Annotated in this window: 19 protein-coding genes and 1 tRNA gene; 14 read left to right on the top strand and 6 right to left on the bottom strand. The window is 63.0% G+C overall.

Translation table 11 applies throughout. From position 1 onward, the window contains the following. From ACROSR_RS17985 to ACROSR_RS17975, 3 genes are all read left to right on the top strand, one after another. A partial coding sequence (locus tag ACROSR_RS17985) for a hypothetical protein (RefSeq protein ID WP_432687269.1) occupies positions 1-209 on the top strand: 209 nt, incomplete at its 5' end. 95 nt (positions 210-304) lie between these two features. Further along, positions 305-394, top strand: a tRNA-Ser gene (locus ACROSR_RS17980). 142 nt (positions 395-536) lie between these two features. Beyond that, on the top strand, positions 537-1,820 hold the full coding sequence (locus tag ACROSR_RS17975) for a DUF6538 domain-containing protein (protein WP_432687268.1): 1,284 nt from the start codon (positions 537-539) through the stop codon (positions 1,818-1,820). Here ACROSR_RS17975 and ACROSR_RS17970 read toward each other — a convergent pair. Together ACROSR_RS17970 and ACROSR_RS17965 are read right to left on the bottom strand one after the other, a co-directional pair. Beyond that, a complete protein-coding gene (locus ACROSR_RS17970; protein ID WP_432687267.1) occupies positions 1,802-2,152 on the bottom strand; it encodes a hypothetical protein in 351 nt (116 codons plus the stop codon). The genes ACROSR_RS17975 and ACROSR_RS17970 overlap by 19 nt on opposite strands. Positions 2,153-2,605: 453 nt before the next feature. Beyond that, positions 2,606-2,773, bottom strand: a complete 168-nt coding sequence (locus ACROSR_RS17965; protein WP_432687266.1) for a hypothetical protein — start codon at positions 2,771-2,773, stop codon at positions 2,606-2,608. A 117-nt stretch (positions 2,774-2,890) separates the two neighbouring features. On the opposite strand from ACROSR_RS17965, the gene ACROSR_RS17960 reads away from it, so the two are divergent. The 3 genes from ACROSR_RS17960 to ACROSR_RS17950 all read left to right on the top strand — a co-directional run bounded on the left by ACROSR_RS17960 (position 2,891) and on the right by ACROSR_RS17950 (position 6,853). Next, the gene (locus ACROSR_RS17960) at positions 2,891-3,430 is read left to right on the top strand and encodes a hypothetical protein (protein WP_432687265.1); all 540 of its coding nucleotides are present in this window, start codon (positions 2,891-2,893) and stop codon (positions 3,428-3,430) included. A gap of 238 nt (positions 3,431-3,668) precedes the next feature. Continuing rightward, positions 3,669-4,520, top strand: a complete 852-nt coding sequence (locus ACROSR_RS17955) for a GIY-YIG nuclease family protein (protein ID WP_432687264.1) — start codon at positions 3,669-3,671, stop codon at positions 4,518-4,520. Between the two features lie 299 nt (positions 4,521-4,819). Beyond that, positions 4,820-6,853 carry an AAA family ATPase gene (locus tag ACROSR_RS17950; RefSeq protein WP_432687263.1) on the top strand — a complete coding sequence of 678 codons (2,034 nt, stop codon included), beginning with the start codon at positions 4,820-4,822 and terminating at the stop codon, positions 6,851-6,853. Positions 6,854-7,624: 771 nt separating this feature from the next. Here the strand turns inward: ACROSR_RS17950 and ACROSR_RS17945 are convergent. After that, the gene (locus tag ACROSR_RS17945) at positions 7,625-8,524 is read right to left on the bottom strand and encodes a LysR family transcriptional regulator ArgP (protein WP_432687262.1); all 900 of its coding nucleotides are present in this window, start codon (positions 8,522-8,524) and stop codon (positions 7,625-7,627) included. 105 nt (positions 8,525-8,629) lie between these two features. Here ACROSR_RS17945 and ACROSR_RS17940 point away from each other — a divergent pair, with 105 nt between their 5' ends. The 8 genes from ACROSR_RS17940 to ACROSR_RS17905 all read left to right on the top strand — a co-directional run bounded on the left by ACROSR_RS17940 (position 8,630) and on the right by ACROSR_RS17905 (position 15,875). After that, on the top strand, positions 8,630-9,598 hold the full coding sequence (locus tag ACROSR_RS17940) for a fatty acid desaturase (RefSeq protein WP_432687261.1): 969 nt from the start codon (positions 8,630-8,632) through the stop codon (positions 9,596-9,598). Between the two features lie 13 nt (positions 9,599-9,611). Next, positions 9,612-10,316, top strand: coding sequence for a phenylalanine--tRNA ligase beta subunit-related protein (locus ACROSR_RS17935; RefSeq protein ID WP_432687260.1), 705 nt, complete (start codon positions 9,612-9,614; stop codon positions 10,314-10,316). Beyond that, a complete protein-coding gene (locus ACROSR_RS17930) occupies positions 10,313-10,918 on the top strand; it encodes a LysE/ArgO family amino acid transporter (RefSeq protein WP_432687259.1) in 606 nt (201 codons plus the stop codon). The genes ACROSR_RS17935 and ACROSR_RS17930 overlap by 4 nt, the downstream gene beginning before the upstream one ends. Positions 10,919-11,204: 286 nt before the next feature. After that, on the top strand, positions 11,205-11,918 hold the full coding sequence (locus tag ACROSR_RS17925; protein ID WP_432687258.1) for a 2OG-Fe dioxygenase family protein: 714 nt from the start codon (positions 11,205-11,207) through the stop codon (positions 11,916-11,918). 38 nt (positions 11,919-11,956) lie between these two features. Next, positions 11,957-13,297 carry a diaminopimelate decarboxylase family protein gene (locus ACROSR_RS17920; RefSeq protein ID WP_432687257.1) on the top strand — a complete coding sequence of 447 codons (1,341 nt, stop codon included), beginning with the start codon at positions 11,957-11,959 and terminating at the stop codon, positions 13,295-13,297. Further along, a complete protein-coding gene (locus tag ACROSR_RS17915; protein ID WP_432687256.1) occupies positions 13,230-14,087 on the top strand; it encodes a sulfotransferase-like domain-containing protein in 858 nt (285 codons plus the stop codon). The genes ACROSR_RS17920 and ACROSR_RS17915 overlap by 68 nt, the downstream gene beginning before the upstream one ends. A gap of 52 nt (positions 14,088-14,139) precedes the next feature. Further along, positions 14,140-15,237, top strand: a complete 1,098-nt coding sequence (locus ACROSR_RS17910; protein ID WP_432687255.1) for a type I glutamate--ammonia ligase — start codon at positions 14,140-14,142, stop codon at positions 15,235-15,237. Then, entirely contained in the window at positions 15,237-15,875 is a 639-nt protein-coding gene (locus tag ACROSR_RS17905) for a LysE family translocator (protein WP_432687254.1), read from the top strand. The genes ACROSR_RS17910 and ACROSR_RS17905 overlap by 1 nt, the downstream gene beginning before the upstream one ends. A 352-nt stretch (positions 15,876-16,227) precedes the next feature. Here ACROSR_RS17905 and ACROSR_RS17900 read toward each other — a convergent pair whose 3' ends face one another. The 3 genes from ACROSR_RS17900 to ACROSR_RS17890 all read right to left on the bottom strand — a co-directional run bounded on the left by ACROSR_RS17900 (position 16,228) and on the right by ACROSR_RS17890 (position 20,504). After that, positions 16,228-16,908 (bottom strand): hypothetical protein, encoded by a 681-nt coding sequence (locus tag ACROSR_RS17900; protein ID WP_432687253.1) that lies wholly within the window; start codon positions 16,906-16,908, stop codon positions 16,228-16,230. A 153-nt stretch (positions 16,909-17,061) separates the two neighbouring features. Further along, complete coding sequence (gene rpmD, locus ACROSR_RS17895; protein ID WP_432687270.1) at positions 17,062-17,250, bottom strand: 50S ribosomal protein L30; 189 nt, start codon at positions 17,248-17,250, stop codon at positions 17,062-17,064. A 335-nt stretch (positions 17,251-17,585) separates the two neighbouring features. After that, entirely contained in the window at positions 17,586-20,504 is a 2,919-nt protein-coding gene (locus tag ACROSR_RS17890; protein WP_432687251.1) for a type I restriction endonuclease subunit R, read from the bottom strand. Positions 20,505-20,634: the final 130 nt, after the last annotated feature.

Here is a 20,634-nt window from a genome sequence, read left to right as displayed (position 1 = left end):
TGAGCTGCCCGATGGCTCCGCGCCCGCGCCCATTGCTCACGCCGCCGAATGATGGCACACAAAAGGAGAACAGGCTCTACTTGCGAATGGCCCTGATAAAAGGGGCAGGTCATTTTGCCGACGCCTTCTCCGAAATGGGTTTGCGGCCATACCTTTGCGGGCCGGAGGAGGGGTTGGATATCGACAACATCCAGTCAATCAATTTTTGACATTCCGATCAGACGCCGTTGACCGAAAAAACATTGTCTTTGGTGCAAGACGCCCCTTGTCTCGGTCAGAAAAGACCTTTAGCGAAACATCGTTCGGAGAGGTGCCGGAGTGGTCGAACGGGGCGGTCTCGAAAACCGCTGACCCTTTACGGGGTCCCAGGGTTCGAATCCCTGTCTCTCCGCCAAATCTAAGCGCTGAAGAATTTAAAATATACATATAAAACAGATAGTTACTGGGTTGGCTTGACAAGGAGGCTATCGAAACGGCTTGTTTCGCACCCCATTTCGCTACACATACTGCTACGCACGACGACGTAGGAGGTGGACGTGAGTATTCATCAGCGCGGAAAGGTGTACTGGCTCAAACGACGGGTTCCCGCACGGTATTCAGATATCGAAACGCGCAAGGAGGTCTGGCGCAGCCTCAAGACCGACTCGCTCGGCGTCGCGAAGCAGAAGGCCGAGGCGGTCTGGGGAGAGCTGGTCGAAGGCTGGGAAGCCCGGCTCGCGGGGCGCTCCCATGAGGCAGAGGAGCGGTTCGCCGCAGCGCGGGACCTGGCCGCAGCGCGGGGGGTGCGGTTTCTGTCGGCGCGCGCGGTGGCAGAGCTGCCTATCGCGCAGGTCCTGGAGCGGATCGAGTCCGTGGCCCCGGCCGGCGCGCCGGAGGAGCCCGACCGCATCGAGGCCGCCGCGCTCCTTGGCGGTGCTGGCGAGGCGCCGCCGATCACTGTCAGCCGGGCGCTGGAACTTTACTGGGACATGACCCGGGACCAGGTCCTTGACAAATCCGATGATCAGGTGCGGCGCTGGAAAAACCCGCGAAAAAAAGCGATCCGGAATTTTATCAATGTCGTGGGCAACAAGCCCATCGCCGCGATCACCGCAGACGATATGGGCGATTTCCGGAACGCGTGGCTGGAGCGGATCGAGGCCGAGGGGTTGACGCCGAACAGCGGCAACAAGGACCTGACTCATCTCGGCGCGGTCCTGAAGACGGTCAATGACCGCAAGCGGCTCGGGATCGACCTGCCGCTGTCCGGCTTCAACTTCAAACAGGGCGACAGCGCGCCGAGGCCCCCCTTCAGCGACAACTGGATCCGGGAGCGTCTGCTCGCGCCCGGGGCCCTCGACGGGCTGAACCCCGAGGCGCGGGCGATCATGCTCGGTATGGTCAATACCGGATATCGCCCCGGAGAGGCTGCGGGGCTGATGCCGGAGGATATCTTGCTGGATAGCGATGTGCCACACATCCGCATCCGGGCCAACGCCGCGCGGGCGATCAAGACCGGTCCGTCGCGGCGCGACCTGCCGCTGCTCGGCGTGAGCCTCGCGGCGTTCAAGGACTTTCCGGAAGGTTTCCCGCGCTACCGGAAGAATTCGGCCGGGCTGTCCGCAACGATCAACAAGTATCTCCGCGAGAACGGCCTGGCCGAGACGGATCGACACACGCTCTACAGCTTGCGGCACTCTTTCGAGGACCGCCTCCTGCGTGCCCGAGTCGATGAACGCGTGCGGCGCGACATTCTGGGCCATGCGCTCGGGCGTGAACGTTATGGCGAGGGCGGCGGGCCGGACTTCTTGGTAGGCGAGATTCAGCGCGCCGCGTTGTGACTGCGCGCCCCACGCGCGATCTTGCGGGCGCGGTCCAGGGTGCTGGCGGTCCTGCGGGCCTCTTTCAGCTCCGCCTCGAGCCGCTGGAAGATGGGCAGGTAGACCTCGTCGTCTATCACCAGCGCCGCGACGGTTTCGAGGGCCCGTTCCAGACGCGCGACGGTGACCTTGCCTTCACCCACAGTGCCACGGGTGCAAGGCCGGGGCCATGCGCTCTTGTGGGGCTGCGGGGCGCCGTTGGGCAAGACAAGTCTCTTTCGTTCGCGCAAGCGCGTTTCTTGAAACGGCTCGCGCTGATCGGCGAGCCCGGGGACCAGATGTATGGGGCGCATGGGGACGCCCCGTGCGTCTTCATTAACATGCCGGACCGCGCATAACGCGCTGAAATCAGTCCGGAGTTTCGTATTTTTGTGGATAACTCGTCTGCCGGGCATGTCCGGAAAAGCCGTAACGGGGCGATCATGGAAGGCCGGGATGACTGACCGGGGCTCGGGGATGATCCTGTCTTGGCGCGCAGATACGGGCCGAGTGTTACCTGCGCGCCCGCGCCTGACGGCGCGGTTTCATAAAAAAGAGGGATGGGGAGGAGAGCGCAGGACCCGGGCTCCAAGAAGGTCGCAAGAGCTGAACGCGGACTGATCAGGGGAGCGTCGTGGGCTCAGCAGAGCAAGAACCGTCAATGGAGTCAACCGGACAGGGCCTGTCAAGGGTATGGTCGCATTAGAGCCGTCTGTCCGGAGAACGGAAAGACCTGAGAAGCGTGACGTCACAAGGCGCAGGTTCGGCTATTCCTCAGCCACATCAGCCGCGGCGAGACCTTTTTCGATCAGATCACGGATGGCCTCGCTCTCCGAGCTTAACCGATGCCCGAAGCGGTAATCGGATATCCGCTCGGCCATGTCTTCGGACATTCCGATCAGCTTCTTCACGGGATATGCGGGTTTTCTGCTCATGCGCTATATATAATATATCATTCCGTAATTGACAATAGAGAGGAAATTGTTATATACGATATGTGCGGAACAAGGAGGTGCTACCAACACCTCCCCGCTCCTGACCACGCCATCTGAATGGAGATGACCATGGCTACTTTTTCGACTACCACGCCCGGGGGCGTGCTGAAAGGCGCTTCGCGCGCCCAGCCCATCCTTTCGCCTGTCGCGCATCGATTTCGCGGCGTGTTGCGCGCGATGGATGACCTCATCGCTTCCGAGCGCGACCTCGACGGCTATTGCGGACAGGATCCGGCGCTCGACGCATGGATCCGCGACGCCGAGCGCGCGCGGCGGACCACGCTGGACGTAATCAACGTGCTGGGCGCCCTCCCGGCGCTCGGGGCTGGCGATGCGCCGCTCCTGCGCGTTGCGCGCCTCTTTCGCATGGTCATGGTTTCGGATGATCCTTCGCAGGTGGCCTATATCCGGGCCCTGGCCGCGGAGACGGATCGATTTCTTCTTCCGTGGGGCACCCCGCTGCATTTCAAGCTCAATCAGCTGATCCTTGGAGGACTTGAACGGCTCGAGCGTCTTGCCGCGCTTGACGATCCCGATCCGGATAACCTGGGCCATCAGCTTGACGCGGCAGACGTGATGTCCGCGCCGGCGTTCTGATCTTTCAACACGTGTAACGGCCTTTCGGGCGCAGGGATCCCTGCGCCCCGGCCTTCCCATGTCGAAAATCAGGAGATCTTCCATGTCTGACAAAACGCGCCGGACACATGTCCGGGCGACGCCCTGCGTCGTCGTTCCGGGCAAATCCGACCCGCTCCATATCCCGCATCGCTCGCGCCACGTGCCGCCGGACGCATGGTGCGACTACCCCTGTCCTGTTCCGCCCGTTTGGGCCGAGATGGCCGCGCGCCGCGGCTTCCGTATCGCTCGACGTGTCCGGGATCGGTATCACGTTGTGCTCGAGTGCCTCTCCTGTGGTGCGCACACGGCCGTGAAGGTTTTCACCGTTCGTGATGCCGCTGTTCGATGCGGGGGATGCGCCGCTTGTGCCCGGGAACAAAACGCACAAGGGGCCGGCCTGACGTTCTTGCGCCGCGATCCTGAGTCGCGGCACTACGGGTATTTTCGCGCGCCGTGCGGACACACGGTCAGACGCCAGTTCGAGCTGATCCAGCGCGTCCGGGACGGAAAAACCGGCCTTCGCTGTTCGGTCTGCCTTGTCGCGCGCGAGCAGGACGAGGCGCGCGCGCATGGATGGGACCGGATCGGTCCGGACCCGGTGGGCAACGCGAATTACCGGCACTATCGTCACCCCTGCGGCCATGTGCAGCGCATCGCGCGCGGCAACATGCAGCACGGACAGTGCGACTGCGCGCGGTGCGGCGAGAGCTGGTCGTCGAAACCATCCACGATCTATCTGGCTCGGATTTCCTTGCCCGGACTGGCGGGGGACGTGATCAAGTTCGGCTACAGCGCGCACCCGCACAAGCGCTTCAAGCATCAACTCGGCCTGCCGAAGTCCACCCGGGTCCGGTTTCTGCGGCTGCTCGATATGCCGTCCGGGCACGCGGCCTGCGCGGCCGAGAAGGCCGCGAACGCGTGCCTTGCCCGCAATCACCCAGATCTGGTGGTGCCGCAAGCGATCTACGGCGGACTGATCAACGTCCGCTCCGAGATCTACTGGCCCGCCCTGCGTCCCGTAATCGCGGCCGAGATGGACCGGATCTCCAGACAGACGTCCGCAAGCTGACCCGCCTGTCTTTGTCACGGCAAGCCGCCCGAAAACGCGGCGTGCGCAATTCTTTTCCTTACCAAGAGGTTCCCATGACCGACAGCCTTGACGCCACCCCCGCACAGCCCGCGCACGAATGGCGCGCCTTCGCGGATCTCATCCTCGCGATCCTGTCCGAACCGGCCTACCGCAATTTCACATGCCTCGCAGTTTCCGGCCGGGAGAAAGCCGACGAGGAAGAGGTCGACCGCGCACCGCGTGATCACAGCGCGCGCAAGACCCACACCACGTCCGCAGGTCCGGGGGACACGCATGATGTGAACACGCTGCTCGACTGGGTCGAGAGCGAAGCGGCTGGCGATCATCTTCCGCCCTGTCCGGACACCGTGCCGGCGGCCGCGTCCAAGTACACCCCACGCGTGCCCGTGATGATGCACGTGCTGCGGCTGGCGCGGACGTTCCGGACACCCGAGGGGTTCCAAGAGACGGTTGCGAAGCCGGGCGCGGTCACGGCCCTGTCCGGGATCGATCCCGGACAGGAGGATCTGATCTGTCGCCTGCTCGACGCGATGGTCTGGCGCGAAGAGTTGTGTCCGGGCAAGCCGCAGGTGCATTTGAGTTCCGTCGACGACGCGGTTGCCCAAGGGCGCCGGCCGGACAAGCTCCTTTTCGATAAATTCTCCGAGCCTTTCGGGAATGCACTGGAACACGGCCATCCGATCCTGATCCCTCACAGCTCGCACGCGTCGCTTACCGAGGCGCTGCGGCCCGTCTTGACGGCGCACATCCCTCTTGCCACGTTCGAGGCCGACATGTTGCTGGCGATCCTGACGCGGGTTTATCCTGGATGCCGCTTGTCCGGAGCGGATATTCGGACGCGGATGCCGGACGCGGACATCGAACGGGTGAGCGCACAAGACCTGACGCTGGCGACCCGCGCGCCTACGCCGGATGAGTCCCTTTCACGGCTCCGCCGGACAAGGCAGGCGCCCCGGGAAACCACACCCGGCCTTTCCGCGTTTCCGCTCGCCCCGCACATCCGCGCCCCGATCGAGCAGATGCTGTCCGACCTCCATGCCTGGCAGGCGGGCGAAATCAGCTGGCGGGACGTGAGCCGCGGGATCCTGCTTGCTGGACCGCCCGGCTGCGGCAAGACCGAGATTCCGCGGTTGCTCGCACGGGAAGCCGGGGTGGCTGTCCACGCAAGCTCGCTTAGCCAATGGCAGTCCGGCGGGGCCCGCTCGTCGGACTTGTTGCGAAATATGCGCCAGTTCTTTGATGATGCCGGCAAGGCAGGCCCCTGCATCGTCTTCATCGATGAGCTCGATGCGATCGGGGATCGTGACCGTCCTCACGATCACAATTCGAGTTGGACGGACTCAATCGTCGGCGGGCTGCTCGAATGCTTGGATGGGTTCGATGACGCGCCGGGGGTCATCGTGATGGGGGCGACGAACCATCCGCGGAAGATCGACGCTGCGCTCAGACGGCCGGGACGGTTCGACCGGACCCTGGCCATGGGTCAGCCGACGCCCGACCTGCTGACTCAAGCGTTCCGTTGGCACCTGGGCGACGACCTCGCCGAGGCTGAGCTTGCCTCGCTCATCGGGATCGCGACCGGGATGACCGGTGCGGAAATCGCGGCAAGTGTCCGGGACGCGCGCGGAATGGCCCGCAGGGCACGGCGCGCCTTGAGCCTTGATGACCTGCGATCATCCATCACTGACCGTCGACCGCCGCTCGATCCCTCACTAAGATGGCAGGTTGCGATTCATGAGTGCGGTCACGCGATTCTCGCGCAGGCCACCGGGCGGGCCACGGTCACCCTGCTGACCCTGAACTCGGTGGGCGGTGAGGCGGGCATGATCGCCACGCCCTCGGGGCTTCACCTTGAAGATCTGCAGGCGGACCTCGCATGCTTGCTCGCCGGACGAGCCGCCGAACGGCTGGTCCTCGGCCGTCCCAGCGGCGGGGCGGGCGGCCCCGAAGACAGCGATCTCGCCGAGGCCACGCGACGCGCTGTCGGGATCGAGATGAGCTACGGGCTTGGCGAGTCCGGGACCGTCTGGCACGGCCCGCCGGAGCGCGCGACCGAGCGGCTGCGATTCGACCCCGATCTGCGGACCCGGGTCGGTACAAGGCTCGATGCCGCCGAGGACCATGCCCTGGCGGTACTTGCGGAAAACAAGTCGGTGCTCAAGACCATGGCCGAAAGCCTGGCGCAGTCCGGCGCCTTGACCGATGAGGGCCTGAGTTTTTTCAAGAAACGGGTGACCGCGCTGCCGGATCCCGATCTTGCAGAAAGCGAGGCCGGCCGGAGATGGCCGCAGGCACAACGGGATCCCGGCTGATGTGGGTCATCGGCGTTCGTGAGCTATAATCATCGATGACCCGCCACAAATTCCACATGCCCCCCCCCGTCAGCACCGCGCGGACACGCGCTCGACGAGGCGGGACCCGCTATGGTTCAGGCGGCCATGAGCGCCCCGGCGCAGTGCGCTCACCCCGAGCTTACAAACCCAGCACGATCGGGGCCCCGGTCTGATCTGGCGCGCCGTCCATAGGGCGGCCGCCTGGGAAGAGTGACTTAAAGGGGGCCATGTCGAACGGATCTCGACCGGGAGCGGGCAACAGACTTTCGCTGCACCGTCCGCGAGGGTCGGCAATGCGCAGGAAGGGGAGTTTGCAAAGTTTGGTCAGTTTCCCGAGAGCTGCCATTCGTGTTGAGTGCGGCGAATGCCGGGTGAGAGCCCAATTTTTGTGGATGCTGCGCCGTAGACGAATGGCGGCCTTAGTGAATGGGCGGCATCCAAGGAGGCTTCCTAACTAGTCTTAAGCCCACTCTCAGTTTCGTTCCTGATTTCGGAATTAGGCCTACTGGAATGGCTGAAACGTTACGAGCAATTGTATCGTTGGACTGCACTTAGGCGGTACGATTCCATCGCCTACCTGTGAACAGGCGTGGAAAAATAATCCCGTAGCGGGGTGATTAGCTTGCAAACGGGACCCCCCTGATGCGGATGCCTCCGACATGGCGCCCTACTACCCGCTCCAGGGCGCAACCGCGAGTCCGGCCGCCGTTATCGTGACATTGCCCCCCTTGGTGTCTCCGCATAACTGCTTCACGTTCTGAGGAGCTTTTTTGCGGCGTGCCGTACGCTAGCTGTCAACTCGAAGAGGAGATCTTCCGAGATCCGGTTAATTTGCCAGTAGAGCGGGCAGTCGATCGCTTGTCCCGGGATCAGCTCGACAAGTCGCCCGGATCGAAGATGGTCGACGACCAGATGCTCGGGATTCATGCCCCACCCCATTCCAAGAAGAGCCCCCTCGACGAAGGCTGTCGACGACGGGACCCAATGCGTCGGATGCTCGACGGGCCGGCCGAAGGTCGTTTCGCTCCACCTGCGCTGCAGTGAGTCCTTGCGGTTGAAGGTGAGGCTCGGCGCAGCCGCGAAAGCAGTCTTGGTGATGCCCTCTGGAAAGTGCTTTTCGACGAATTCGGGACTGGCCGTGGCATGGTACCGCAAACTGCCAAGGGGGCAGACATTGCAACCGACGGCCGGCTCGGCGGTGGCCGTCACGGCGGCGTCCGATTCCCCCCTGGTTAGCCAGTGCAGCGCGAAATCCTGATCCTCGATCGCGAGATCGAGCAGGCAACCGGTGCGTTGGGAGAAATTGGAGAACGCCGTCATGCACCACGTGCTCAGACTGTCCGCATTGACAACGACCCGCGCTTTCGCGCGCCGTGGCGGCGCCTTGGTGCTTCGTAGCCCTGGGTAGTCAGATCCAAAGCTCTCTTCGAGCAGGTGGACGCGTTCGACATGCCGCCGCATGCGCTGACCGGCCTCGGTTGGAACGCAAGGCGTCCCTCGGACCACTAGAGGCGTGCCGACGCGCTCCTCGATACTCTTAACCCGATGCGAGATCGCCGACGGGCTCACATTGAGACGGGCTGCAGCTCTCTCGAACGAGCCCTCCTCGATAACGGCGAAAACGGCTTCCAGCGCAGCGTAGTCGAGCATGGGACACCTGTATTTTACTCATTTCAGATGAGATCAGATCATTACACTTCATACAACTGCATCAATAGATTTCTTTTCCGAACGGGTCGCCGAGGGGGAAGAACGATGGCGCAGAAGACCAAGAAATACGAGAGGGGCTACAGGCCGGGTCTCACCAAGGACGCTATCCGGCAGTTGCGGCAGCGGTTTTTCGAGGCGTCTCCGGTGAAGGCCGTGATATTCACTCTATTCTATTTGTTTTCGACATATCTCTGCGCCTACACCCTCTACGTCCTGTTGACCTCGGATGTCCCGGTTATGCTGGCCATTCCGGCCGGCATGGGGCTGGCGCTGCTGATCACACGGCAGCAGCGCGCCCTCGAGAATGTCGTTCATTTCGGGAGCCACCTGAATTTTTCGCGGCACCGCAGCGCGAACGACATCCTTGTCAATGGTCTGGCGGCGTGGCCGATGCTGTCTGACGTGAAGACGTACCGGACGTTTCACCAGGCCCACCACGGGCACTACGGAGGACATGGTGACCCGTGCCGCGAGCGCTTCGAGCGCATGGGCGTATCGGAGATCGACCTGTCGACCACGTGGTCATTGGGCCTCGCCGTCCTGCGATGGCTTCCCGGCTACGTGCGCGAATACTACTGTGATGTCGGATCGAAAGCCCGGCAGGTCGCTGCCTTTGTCGCATGGCATGGCGCCGCAACACTTGTCCTGAGTGCGGTATTTTCCATGACGACCGGCATCGCACTGACAGTGATCTGGCTCAGCGTCATGTTCGTCTTTCTACCGGTCGTGCGGTCCATCGCGGAAGTCGGGGAGCACGACTACGACAGGGGCGACACCGAGTTCGACACGACCTACAGCAATCTCGGCTTCTGGGATCACGCGCTGCTCCATCCGGCGGGAGATGCTTGGCACGTGCTTCACCACCTCTATCCGACAATCCCATGGTGGCGCCAACGCCAAGCGCATGCCTTCCTGATGCAGCACGATGTCCAATACCGGAATGCTTTGCATCGCACGTCCATGGTTCAGCCGTCACAGCCGGATCCGGTCTCGGAACCCGAACCGCAAACGTAACGGGGGTATCGACATGATCGTCATCGAAGGGTCTGCCAGAGCCGTATTCCCGGACTTGGCCGTCCGGGCGCTGCGCATCGAAGGGTTCGTCGCGGCCGCAGATGCGGTGGACATGGCGGACCTCGAGATCCGTGTCCAGGAAGCGGTGGCCCGTCGCGAGGCCGGCGAAATGACCTGGCGATCCGCGTACAAGCGGATGGGTCTGAAGCCGAGCAAGTTCCTCTCTTCCGTCGAGGCGCTGTCCAAGCGCGCAGCAAAGACCGGATCCGGTTGGAAAACCGGGTGGAAGGCCATCGATATCTACAACGCGATCTCCATCATTCACGGCGCCCCGCTCGGGTGTTATGACGCCGACGCCTTGGGGGACGCGGACATATTCATCCGACCAGTGAACCGCGATCTCGACAGGTTCACACCGGTTGGCGGGAAGATCGACATTTCGAATGGAAGCGATGACCTGCTCGTGTATGCCGTGGGACATGAGATCCTGTGCTGGGCCCTCAATCACCGCGATTCTGCGACCTTTTGCCTGAAAGCCGGAACACGCACAGCGGTCGTGGCCAGCGAGAGCGTCTCACCCGAACAACACGACGTGTCGCGCGCCGCCATGACTGAGTTGGCCAGTCTTCTCGAAAGTCATGGCGCGGCAGTCGGCGAGATCGAACAGAGCCTAGCGACAGAAACCATCCCATCTGAAGACAGTGGAGGCCATCCATGACCAGCGCTTTTCTAACGGGTCTCGGGGTCGGGGCCAGCCTGATCCTCGCGATTGGATCCCAGAATGCCTTTGTCCTCCGCCAGGGAATTCGGGGAGAGTACGTCAACTCGGTTTGCTTCGCCTGCGCGATATCGGACGCGCTCCTGATTACCGCGGGCGTCTTCGGGTTCCAGGCCATCGTGGCCCAGGCGGCCTGGCTTGAGCCGGTGTTCCTCTATCTCGGCGCCGCGTTCCTCGCCACCTACGGTGCGATCAGCCTGCGCTCCGCATTCACCTCGACGGAGACTCTTGCACCGTCAACGAACAGCACAGCCGGCCTTATGGCCACCCTGGGGGTTTGCCTCGCGCTTACCTGGCTCAATCCCCATGTCTATCTCGACACGGTTTTCCTGCTCGGTGCCGTCTCGACGCGCTTCCCCGGCAGCGAGCTGGTCTTCGCGGTGGGGGCAGCAACGGCCTCATTCCTGTTCTTCTTTGCGTTGGGGCACGGTGCGTCCCTGCTGCGACCGGTCTTTGCACGTGCGAGCGCGTGGCGGATCCTCGACGGGTGTGTGGGTCTGGTCATGTGGGCGATCGCGCTGAAGCTGCTTCTGATCTCCTGAGCTCCCGCGCTCGGAGCGCCCAAGGCGCACGTGCGTGCTCTGCCGCAATGGCGGAGCGCGCTGCCGTGCGATGCCCCTATACGTGACGGGGCGCGCCGGTGATGACGCCTGCCCATCTCCTCGATGAATTCGCCTCATCCGGCCTGAAGCCCTTTCATTGGTGAACGAAAGATCTCCTGTCTATCGTTGGCTTCGTCACGCGCGAGCGCCGGCCGGTCTCGCGTCGAAGCTGCCGGTCTCGCGTCGAAGCTGATGACACGACCATCCAGACTGGAGACTTTTGCTCATGAACCACATCGGACTGAAGCTCGGACCTCTCGGCTACCGGGTGATCGACCTCCCTCCGCTGCCGCAGGATGCCAGGGACAACTTCGCGAACCTGCCGGAAGACCCGTACTACACCGAGCGCTGGCGGCAGTTTTCGCAGTACGTCCTCTTTTTCGAGCATGACCATTGGGCGTGCAGGATTCTCGAACACCGCCCGTTCATCCAGGCCAAAGCCTACAATCAGAAGGTCGGAGGGGTGCGGCGCAACTTCGAGCCGATCTCGGGCGTGGACCCCACGCCGCAGTTCGCCGCCATCGCAAGTGAACTCGATTTCGACAGGAACGCGGTCTTCCAGGTCAACCTTCACCAATGGCGGACGCGGGTCAACGAGACCTATCAGGGCAAGACCATTCCCGAGGGGCCGCACCGGGACGGGCATCACATCACCAGCGTGACCGTCTGGGAGCGCCACAACATCACAGGGGGCGAGTCGACGCTCTACCAGGTCGGCAAGACCGATCCGTTCTTCGAGCAAGCCCTCCACCCGGGTCAATGTCTCGTTATGCGTGACGAAGACATGGTTCATGGCGCACGCGACATTCACGCCGTGTCCGGGGAAGGCGGCTACCGCGATATCTGGGTCATCTCGATCAATCCGTGGGCCGACCGCCGCTACGGCGAGGAGTTCGAGGCCTTCGCGACCGCTGAGCCCGCAAGTATCGCTGCAGAATGATGCGGGACCTCCGAGAAGCAGGTGCCGGCGAAGGTGTCATGGAGCCCTTCGCCGGCATGCGCGCAGCTGAAGTGCGCCAGATTGCCAAGACCCACGGAACGCCGACATTCGTCTATGACGACACGCGCTTTGCCAGCTCCGTGTCTGCACTTCGCTCGGTCTGGGAAGCTGCATTCCCGCTGGCGTCGATCTACCTGTCCTACAAGACCAACTACCTCCCGAGCCTGTGTCGAACCGCCCACCGGCTCGGCCTGGGCGCAGACGTGGTCTCCGGCTACGAGCTGGAACACGCCCTGCGGCTCTGCACCACCGGTGACATCGTATTCAACGGACCCATGAAGCGGCGCGACGAACTTCGCTGCGCAGCGCAGGCGGGCGCCGTCATCAATGTCGACCTCCTGGAGGAGCTTGAAGTCCTGGCCGATCTGAGGCGCGCCGGTGAAATTCCGGACCCGCGCATCGGTGTCCGGGTGAACCCGGGCGTCCGGGTGTTCTCTTCACCCGACAGTTCTTTCACGACTGCCCACGAAGCGCGGCAACGGACGGCGAAATTCGGTTGGCCGCTCGAAGGTGGCCTGGCGGCGAAGGTTGTTCACCGGGCCCACGAGCTCGGCTTCACTGTCAGATCGGTCCACGCGCACCTCAACTCGCAGATCACCGAAGTCGATCTTCACGTGGCGGCCTTGCGGCCGGTTCTCGACTTCGCGCGAGAGATCCGTTCGGCCGGGGCCTCCCTCGATGAAGTGAACGTGGGAGGCGGCTTCGGCGTACCGGGCATGCAACGGCAGCGCCGCGGATGGCGATACGAAATGATGGCCGCGGCCGGGGAGATCATGGATGACCGGGAAGACGCCGTGTTCGACATGGCGGCTTTCGCCGGGGCGCTGCAAGGCGATCTTGCTGCCCGTAGCCTCGATGACCTGCGCATCAGCTGCGAGCCGGGCCGATACCTGATGTCCGACTGCATGACACTGATCGGTCGTGTCGTGGGGATCAAGATGCTGGCCGACCGCTGCTGGGTCGTCATCGATGCCGGATTGCACATCATGCCAACCGCGGCGTTCGGAGAGCAACGTCGATTGCGGTTCTTTCGGGACGACGGCGAACTCGACGTCGACGCAGGATCTCCGATCGCGTCCCTGGGCGGGCCGCTTTGCTACGAAGGCGACGTCCTCATGACACGGGTCCGCGTGCCGCAGTCGCTCGCGGCGGGGGATCTGGTGATGATCTCGGACGCGGGGGCCTACACGGTGTCCAGGTCCACGAACTTCAACCAGGCCAGGGCCGCGGTCGTCTCGCGAAACGGGGCCAATGGCGAGGAAATCTGGAGAAGGGAGGCTTACAGTGACATTTTCACGTTCGACAGCACCGAGGCATGACAGCGGAATTTCGGATATGGCTCCGGTGTTTCTCTGGGCCACTCCTCGCTCCGTTTCGACGGCCTTCGAGCGAGTCATGAAGAACAGTGCCGAGCTCCACGCCCTGCACGAGCCGTTCACGGATGCCTACTATTTCGGTCCAGAAAGAAAGTCATCTCGCTACGGCGAACGGGATGCGCAGGACTTCATTGCGGATCGGGAGGCAATCGAGGCCTCCATTCGCGACCGGCCGCCGCACTCCCGGGCCTTCGTTAAGGAACTCGCGTTCCAGGGCGAGCCTTATGTGAGCGATCACATGTTGCGCACGTCTCACCAACTGGTGATCACCCGCCAGCCCGCCGCCGTTTACGCGTCGCTCAGCCGGCTGAAGCCGGACTTCACCGAGGACGAATTCGGCTTCACTGCCCTTCGACGCCTTGTCGATCGATTGGACAACATGGGCCGGAACGCCCTTGTCATGGACGGCGATGTGTTCAGGGAGGATCCCACCGGGACGACATCCCGGGTCTGTCGGGCGATCTCGGTGACATTCGACCCGGACATGCTCTTCTGGACCGAGGGGCGAATTCGCCAATGGGAGAACGGAGAAGAGAAATCCCAGGCCATTTGGCATGGGACGCTCGAAAGCAGCCACACCATTCTAAAGCCCGCGGGAGAGCAGCGAGATGTCGATATCCTCCCAAGGCATGTCCACTGGTACGAGCGAGCGTTGGGCATATATCACCGACTGACAGCCGGATTCGAAACGAGTGATGCGGGACATGACAAGAACTCTCTGTCTGTTTCCTGATTTGCACGGGATTGCCCGGGGAAAGCTGGCCAATCGGGGCATTGACCGCAGGATGACGATCGGTTTCTCGCCCGGTGTGTTCGCCAAGGACATCTATGGTCGGCCGCACCTCTTCGACGAGTTCGTGACACCGGTAGGTGCATCGGACATGAAAGTCGATGTACAGGCTGACGATGTCCGGTCGCTCGCCGGGGGAGATATCTTCGGTGCCGAAGGGGTTGTCATCGGTCGCGCGAGGGCGTCCGACGGGGCTCCTCACCGCTTCGATCTTCGGACGGTCCTGAAGGAGTTTATTTCAAGCTCATCCGTCGCCGGTGGCATCTCCGTCGGCGCCGAGCTCGAGTTCTACCTGCTGGACAATGACGCGGCTCTTCCAGCGGATGGGCAGGCGTACGCCTTCGGTGGGCTGGCGGGAAAGCAGGCCTGCATCTGTTCGATCCTGGATGCGCTGGACGGGGCGGGAATCGAATGGCTCGACCTGTCGCAGGAGAACGAAATCGACCAGTATGAGATCTCCCTGAAGCACAGTGGCGCCCTGGAGCAGGCGGATCGCGTGTTTCTTTCTCGCATGATCATACGGCACGTTGCGGCACGCTTCGGCATGCGGGCGTCGTTCATCGCCGTGAACGCGCCGGATCAGTCCCCGAGCAACCACCACCTGCACGTTTCCAGCCCCCACGTGGCGCTGGACGACCTGGCGATCGCGGTTCAGGGGTCGCTGGTTCCGGCGTTCGCCCTTTACAGGCCCAGTCACAACAGCCGGTACACTCGGGATATCGCGTCCTTCGCGTCATCCAGCCCGGACGTCGCCGACGGGAGTCGCTTTGCGGCGGTCCGCGTGATCCGCAATGAGCGGCCCGGGCGGGTCGAGCTTCGGACACCGACATCCGACGCCAATCCCTATGCCGTCATCCTGGCACTTGCATTTGCCATCTGCGAGAGGGCAAGCATCGAGATCGACCCCAGTGCGGTGCTCGATTTCGACATGTCGTCGTCTCTCGAGACTTTTCTCGAGAGCGATCTCGCAGAGCGGATGTTCGATGCCGAAGGCCGGCGCCTGTACGGAAAGCTGAAGCGCGCCGAAGTCGGAAGCGCGGCCGACTTCCGTACATTCGAGGCCGAGCGGGCCGCTCTGCTGAAAGTACTTTGATGAGCGAGCTGTACGCAAGCCTGATGGTCGCCCTCGCGTTGCAGGCAACGGCGATGAGCGTTCCGGGGCAGAACCATTTCCTCATCCTGTCTGCGTGCAACCAGGGCGCGCTGACCCGGAGCCTGATCGTCGTCGGCATCGCGACTGCCGGGGTCGTCTTCTCGGCGGGCGCCGCGATTGCCATCTACCTCTCAGGCCAGGCCTTCAGTGAGCGGGTGTTCGGAGCGCTCGGATTGATGGGGAGCTGTTTCCTGATCTACCTGGGGCTGAAGTCCATTCGTGCAGGCCTTCGGCAGCAAACGCAGGAACACGGCGCGGCCCGCGCGGCTCTCAGCCCGGGGAGGGCTTTTTCCTCCGGCTTTCTCGTCAATCTCTCCAACGCAAAGTCGGTCCTGTTCTTCGGCTCGGTGTTCGCGACGACGTTGCCTCTCGCGACTATGTCGTTCGGGGCGCATGCATTCGTCGTCGTAGCCTTCTTCCTGAACTCAGTGCTGGTACACGGGGCGGTTTCGGCCCTTCTTGCGACGGGCGTGGTTCGCCGCGCCACGGATCGTCATCGACCGATCATCCTGGTGGTGTCCGGTTGCGTGTTTCTGCTGTTCGCCCTCCTGTCCGCAGGGCACATCCTCGGCGTCTGATCAGATCAGCAGGCCGGCTACGACGATGATCCCGACGATCCAGAGCAGACTGGGCCGTCGCCCTGAGGGGGTGCTGGAAACCGCCCATCGTTTCCGAAGGTAGACTTGACAAGACCCGGACGGGTACCGCTTCCACCGTGTCTCGTTTTATGGCGCATACTCGATAGGAACAGCCCTTCGATCGTAGCGCAGCGAAAGCCCGGTTCGTCCCGCAAAGCTCAGGTCCGCTCTGAAGAACCCCACTGTCTCGCGTCATGACCGCTTTGGGCTGAGTACCGTCATCTGATAGTTTCCGTCAGGACCAAGAGCGCGCGTGATAGCGTAACGCGACACGCGCTAATGCCGGGGCGGATCAGTCCTGTGCGGAGGGCGGCAGGGTCAACGGATCGGCCTCGGGATCGACATAGGTGATCTGGCCGAGGTTGCGGTTCGGCCCCCATTTCCTGTGCATCAGCGTCCCGTTGACGATATACAGATCTGCTATGAGGTAGCGATCCAGTTCACCGGTTTCCGGGTTCCAAATGAGGATCGCATCATCTTCACGTCCTTCAATGCCGCGTACGAGGGCGAAACGATCCTCGGGATGGTTCGCCGCAAAATGTTCCATCATATTCAGAACCGCGTTGTAATCGGTGACCCGCTCGTCCTGAAAATAGCACCCGGCCTCGAGCCCGCCGACACCGACCAACGCGACGCCGCCAGCGATCAGCGTTGCGGGAGCCATCAGGACAGCTCCGACGGTGCCGAGCACACCACCAGTGCCAGCAATTATACCGATTGTGCCTGCGCCGGATGCACCGGCCAATGTAGAACCGAGCATTGTCAGCCCAGATCCCGCATGCACCAATGTGTAGAACCCCGCCGCTTTCATCGCGGCCCCGCCCACAGCCGCAGCCCCACCTGCGCCGACGATGGCACTGGAAGGTGCACTGCCAAGGTTCACGCTTGGCCTGTAATCGCAGACCGCCGCTGCAACATTGCTTCCGCAGACAACTAGAACGCACGCAGCCAAAGCACTTCTGGAAAATTGCATCTCTTATCTCCCAACGACACTGATAGTTAGCGTATCGGCAGGCTAGCTCTGGAGCAAACGAAAATGCCCCGGCTTTGCAGGGCCGTGGCGTTTCTACGTGGCCACCGGAAACTCGAACATTACCGGACCGTTTTCTTCTCAGGAAAACGACGCTCAGCCCTTTTCCTCGACGATCTGCAATATGTACAGGATCTTGGCAATCACGCCACCCACCGCGGGTGTGTCTTCCAGTTCGCGCGTCTTGTGCACCTTGTTGAGAACCAGACCGATCAGGGTCTGGCGCTGCTTTTCAGCGTGGCGGATGAGCGAGCCCACCTGCTTTACGACGAGGGATTGTGATATTGTCCGCATCATACCTGTTCACCAACCGCGCGGTGAAGGTCAGATATCGCTAATTCGTGCCAAGGACTGTGGGTCCGCTCTGGGCTCATTCTGTTGAAAAACTCCACCATACGAAAATTGCGTTGAAAACTGGGGAAACCGTTCTCACCTTGGGTTGGTTGGCAACCCTTGTTCTAGATAAGGGGCTTTCGCGGGAAGGAATTCTGGTGATCCGAACTGTTGCGGCGCAAAGGTGAGTTTTTCAACAGAATGGGCTGGGAGCGGTCGTTCTCCCTATGCGTTACGAACAGCCGGTTAAGGCCGAACTTGTCTACACGAGTCGCCCCGGGGCCGTCTTACGCCTCCTCCGGATCCGGCTCACCCGCCCTTTCGGCGAACCCTTCATCGAAGGTTTCCACGAGCGCCTCGATGTCGCGCGTGATCCGCGCGACGACCGCGCGGCGTTTCAGGATCCCGGGCTTTCTCTCCATGAGGGACAGGATGTCGTCCTGAAGCGGGGTCTTCCCGGTGAAGAGCATCTCGGCGATCAGCCGGTCGAGACCGGCCCGGTCGAGCCCTTCCTCGCGGCACAGGCCCGCGATCTCGGTCTCCCGTCGCTCCGTCCAGAACGCCTCGAACGCGGCCTCGAGATCCGCGTCCGGGTCAAGGCGCGGCATGACCGAGTTGATGAACGCCTCGATATGCGGCCGCTTGCTGCGCAGGCCGATCTCGGAGGCGAGCAGGTCGAGGAGCTTCTGCCGTTTCTCCCGCGCGCGGCGTGAGCTGCGGCCCTCCTCGGCCTCGGTCCTCTGCAGCGACATCAGGAGCGCCCGGATATAGGTCAGGTTGATCTCGTCACGGCGCAGAAGCTCCAGCTCGAAATCGATCCCCTCAAGGGGGTCCGCCTCATCGCCCCCCTCGTCGCCGCGTCGCGACAGGTCGAGATACTTGCTCTTGAAGTCCTCGTAGGCCTGCGGGTCCCCGGGAAGATCCGCCTCGTCGAACTCCGAGAAGGTCCCCAGGACGTTGCGCAGCCGCATCAGCTCGCGGAACGCCCGCACGAAAGCCGCCTGCGCCTCCTCGTCGGGGAGCGCGTCCACGTCCTCGGGGGTCGGCGTGATCTCGTGCAGCGCGTCGAGGGCGGCCCGGAACCGCGCCAGGTGCGTCTCACAGGAGTCGATCAGGACCACCTCGGCCGCGTCGCGGTTGGCGAAGAGCGCGATCGCCTCGTCGGTGTTCTCCTTGAGGTCCCGGAAACAGACGATGTTGCCCTGGGACTTCTGCTGGCCGAGGGTCCGGTTGGTCCGGGAAAACGCCTGGATCAGCCCGTGATACCGGAGGTTCTTGTCGACGTAGAGGGTGTTCAGGGTCTTCGCGTCGAACCCGGTCAGGAACATGTTGACCACCAGAAGGATGTCGATCCCCTGGTCGGGCGTGAACCCGGACCGGTCCCGCGCCTTCATGCGCTGCCCGATGGCGCGGTAGTAGCTGTAAAACCCCTTGCCGTCCCGCACCGACTCGTTGACCCCGTAAAGCGCGTTGTAGGCCCCGACGTACTCGGCCAGCTTGTCGCGCTTGGGGTTGTCGCCGCCGGCGCCGTCACCGGGAAAGTCGGGGTCCGGGATCAGCCCGTCGGCCTCGGGGTCCGCCTCGTTCGCCGCATAGGTGAAGATCGTCGCCACCTTCAGGTCGTGCGCGCCCGCCGCGCGCCTTTCCGCGAAGGCCTCGTAATAGGCGCAGAGCGCGTCCACCGAGCTGACCGCGAAGAGCGCGCCGAACTGGCGGCCGCGGGTCTTGCGATCATGGTTCTCGATGATCCAGTCGGTGACCTGGCCGATCCGCTCGGGGCGGTCAAGGAACGCGCGCGACGCCAGCGCCTTGTCGCGCTCGGCCTGCGCCTTGCGATCGGCCGTGTCGTCACCGGAGGGCGGGACCGGCGCGCCGGTCTGGCCGAGATACTCGACCGAGAACCGCAGCACGTTCTCGTCCCGGATCGCGTCGGTGATGACGTAATCGTGCAGCCGCTCGTCGAACAGGTCCTTCGTGGTCCGCGTCCCGATCGCGTTCTCCTTGAGGATCGGGGTCCCCGTGAACCCGAAAAGCTGGGCCCGCTCGAAGAAGGCCCGGATCCGCCGGTGGGTCTCGCCGAACTGGGACCGGTGACACTCGTCGAAGATGAAGACGACCCGGCCCCGTTTCAGGTGCTCCAGCCGCGCGCCGTAAAGGTCGCGGGAGATGGCCGTGTTCAGCTTCTGGATGGTTGTGATTACCAGCTTCGTGTTCGCATCCGAAAGCTGGGCGACGAGCTGGCGGGTGTTGTCGGTCCCGTCCACGGCGCCGGGCTGAAAATGGTTGAACTCCTTCGTCGTCTGGTAATCGAGATCGGCCCGGTCCACCACGAACACGACCTTGTCCACCTTCGGCAGCGCCACGAGGTTCTGCGCCGCCTTGAACGAGGTCAGCGTCTTGCCGGACCCGGTCGTGTGCCAGATGTAGCCGTTCTTGCGGCCCTGCTCGACGCGCTCCTGGATCCGTTCGGCCGCGTAATACTGGTAGGGGCGCAGCACCATGAGGACCCGGTCGCTCTGGTGCAGGACGACGTATTTCGAGACCATCTTCGAGAAATGGCACTTCTCGAGGAAGGCGTCCGCGAACTCGCCCAGCCGGTTCACCGGCGCGTTGTCGGGCCCGGCCCAGGTGAAGGTCTGCTTGAAGGTCTGGTGGCGGTTGTTCGCGTAGTAGCGCGTGTTCACCCCGTTCGAGATCATGAAGATCTGGACGTACTGGAACAGGCCCCGGGCGGCGCGGAAGCTGTCGCGCTGGTACCGGTTGATCTGGTGGAAGGCGGCCTTCAGCTCGACGCCGCGGCGCTTGAGCTCGACCTGACCCAGCGGGATCCCGTTGACCAGCAGCGTGACGTCGTAACGGTTCTTGCGTTTGCCCTCGAGGCCGATCTGGGCGGCGACCTGGTAGCGGTTGCGGCACCAGTATTCGGTGTTGAGGAACTCGATCCAGACCCGGTCGCCGCCGTCGCGGTCCAGGCGGAACTTGCCGCGCAGGGTTTCGGCCCGGTCGAACACGCCGCCCTTGTCGAGATGGTTGAGGACCCGGGAGAACTCCGCGTCCGTCATGGTGATCTCGTTATGGGCGTCGAGCTGGGCGCGCAGGTTGGCCAGCAGGGACGCCTCGTCCGGGAGGCGGACCGGGGCCCAGCCCAGGCCCTGGAGGCGGGTCAGGAGGCAGGATTCGAGCTGGGCTTCGGTTTGGGTGGACAATTCATCACCGCCGGGAAATCAGGGTCAGCATGTCAATATTCGAACGCGGGCGTGCAGGGCAAGCCCCCCCGCCAGAACGAGCGCAAGAAGAAAACGGATTGAGCGCATCACAGCCTCCGAAGGTCGGGTT

It is taken from the genome of Roseovarius tibetensis (genome assembly GCF_050896375.1).
Taxonomy (GTDB): Bacteria; Pseudomonadota; Alphaproteobacteria; order Rhodobacterales; family Rhodobacteraceae; genus Roseovarius; species Roseovarius tibetensis.
Note: the sequence above shows the minus strand (reverse complement) of the source record. Positions and strands in the feature narration are given on the sequence as shown.

Excerpts from the sequence above, each read along its gene's own strand:
- ACROSR_RS17940 (WP_432687261.1), top strand. The coding sequence starts at position 8,630 with ATGGCGCAGAAGACCAAGAAATACGAGAGGGGCTACAGGCCGGGTCTC.
- ACROSR_RS17970 (WP_432687267.1), bottom strand. The coding sequence starts at position 2,152 with ATGCGCCCCATACATCTGGTCCCCGGGCTCGCCGATCAGCGCGAGCCG.
- ACROSR_RS17930 (WP_432687259.1), top strand. The coding sequence starts at position 10,313 with ATGACCAGCGCTTTTCTAACGGGTCTCGGGGTCGGGGCCAGCCTGATC.
- ACROSR_RS17955 (WP_432687264.1), top strand. The coding sequence starts at position 3,669 with ATGGCCGCGCGCCGCGGCTTCCGTATCGCTCGACGTGTCCGGGATCGG.
- ACROSR_RS17935 (WP_432687260.1), top strand. The coding sequence starts at position 9,612 with ATGATCGTCATCGAAGGGTCTGCCAGAGCCGTATTCCCGGACTTGGCC.
- ACROSR_RS17905 (WP_432687254.1), top strand. The coding sequence starts at position 15,237 with ATGAGCGAGCTGTACGCAAGCCTGATGGTCGCCCTCGCGTTGCAGGCA.
- ACROSR_RS17925 (WP_432687258.1), top strand. The coding sequence starts at position 11,205 with ATGAACCACATCGGACTGAAGCTCGGACCTCTCGGCTACCGGGTGATC.
- ACROSR_RS17915 (WP_432687256.1), top strand. The coding sequence starts at position 13,230 with ATGGCGAGGAAATCTGGAGAAGGGAGGCTTACAGTGACATTTTCACGT.
- ACROSR_RS17910 (WP_432687255.1), top strand. The coding sequence starts at position 14,140 with ATGACGATCGGTTTCTCGCCCGGTGTGTTCGCCAAGGACATCTATGGT.
- ACROSR_RS17945 (WP_432687262.1), bottom strand. The coding sequence starts at position 8,524 with ATGCTCGACTACGCTGCGCTGGAAGCCGTTTTCGCCGTTATCGAGGAG.
- ACROSR_RS17920 (WP_432687257.1), top strand. The coding sequence starts at position 11,957 with ATGGAGCCCTTCGCCGGCATGCGCGCAGCTGAAGTGCGCCAGATTGCC.
- ACROSR_RS17965 (WP_432687266.1), bottom strand. The coding sequence starts at position 2,773 with ATGAGCAGAAAACCCGCATATCCCGTGAAGAAGCTGATCGGAATGTCC.
- ACROSR_RS17900 (WP_432687253.1), bottom strand. The coding sequence starts at position 16,908 with ATGCAATTTTCCAGAAGTGCTTTGGCTGCGTGCGTTCTAGTTGTCTGC.
- ACROSR_RS17960 (WP_432687265.1), top strand. The coding sequence starts at position 2,891 with ATGGAGATGACCATGGCTACTTTTTCGACTACCACGCCCGGGGGCGTG.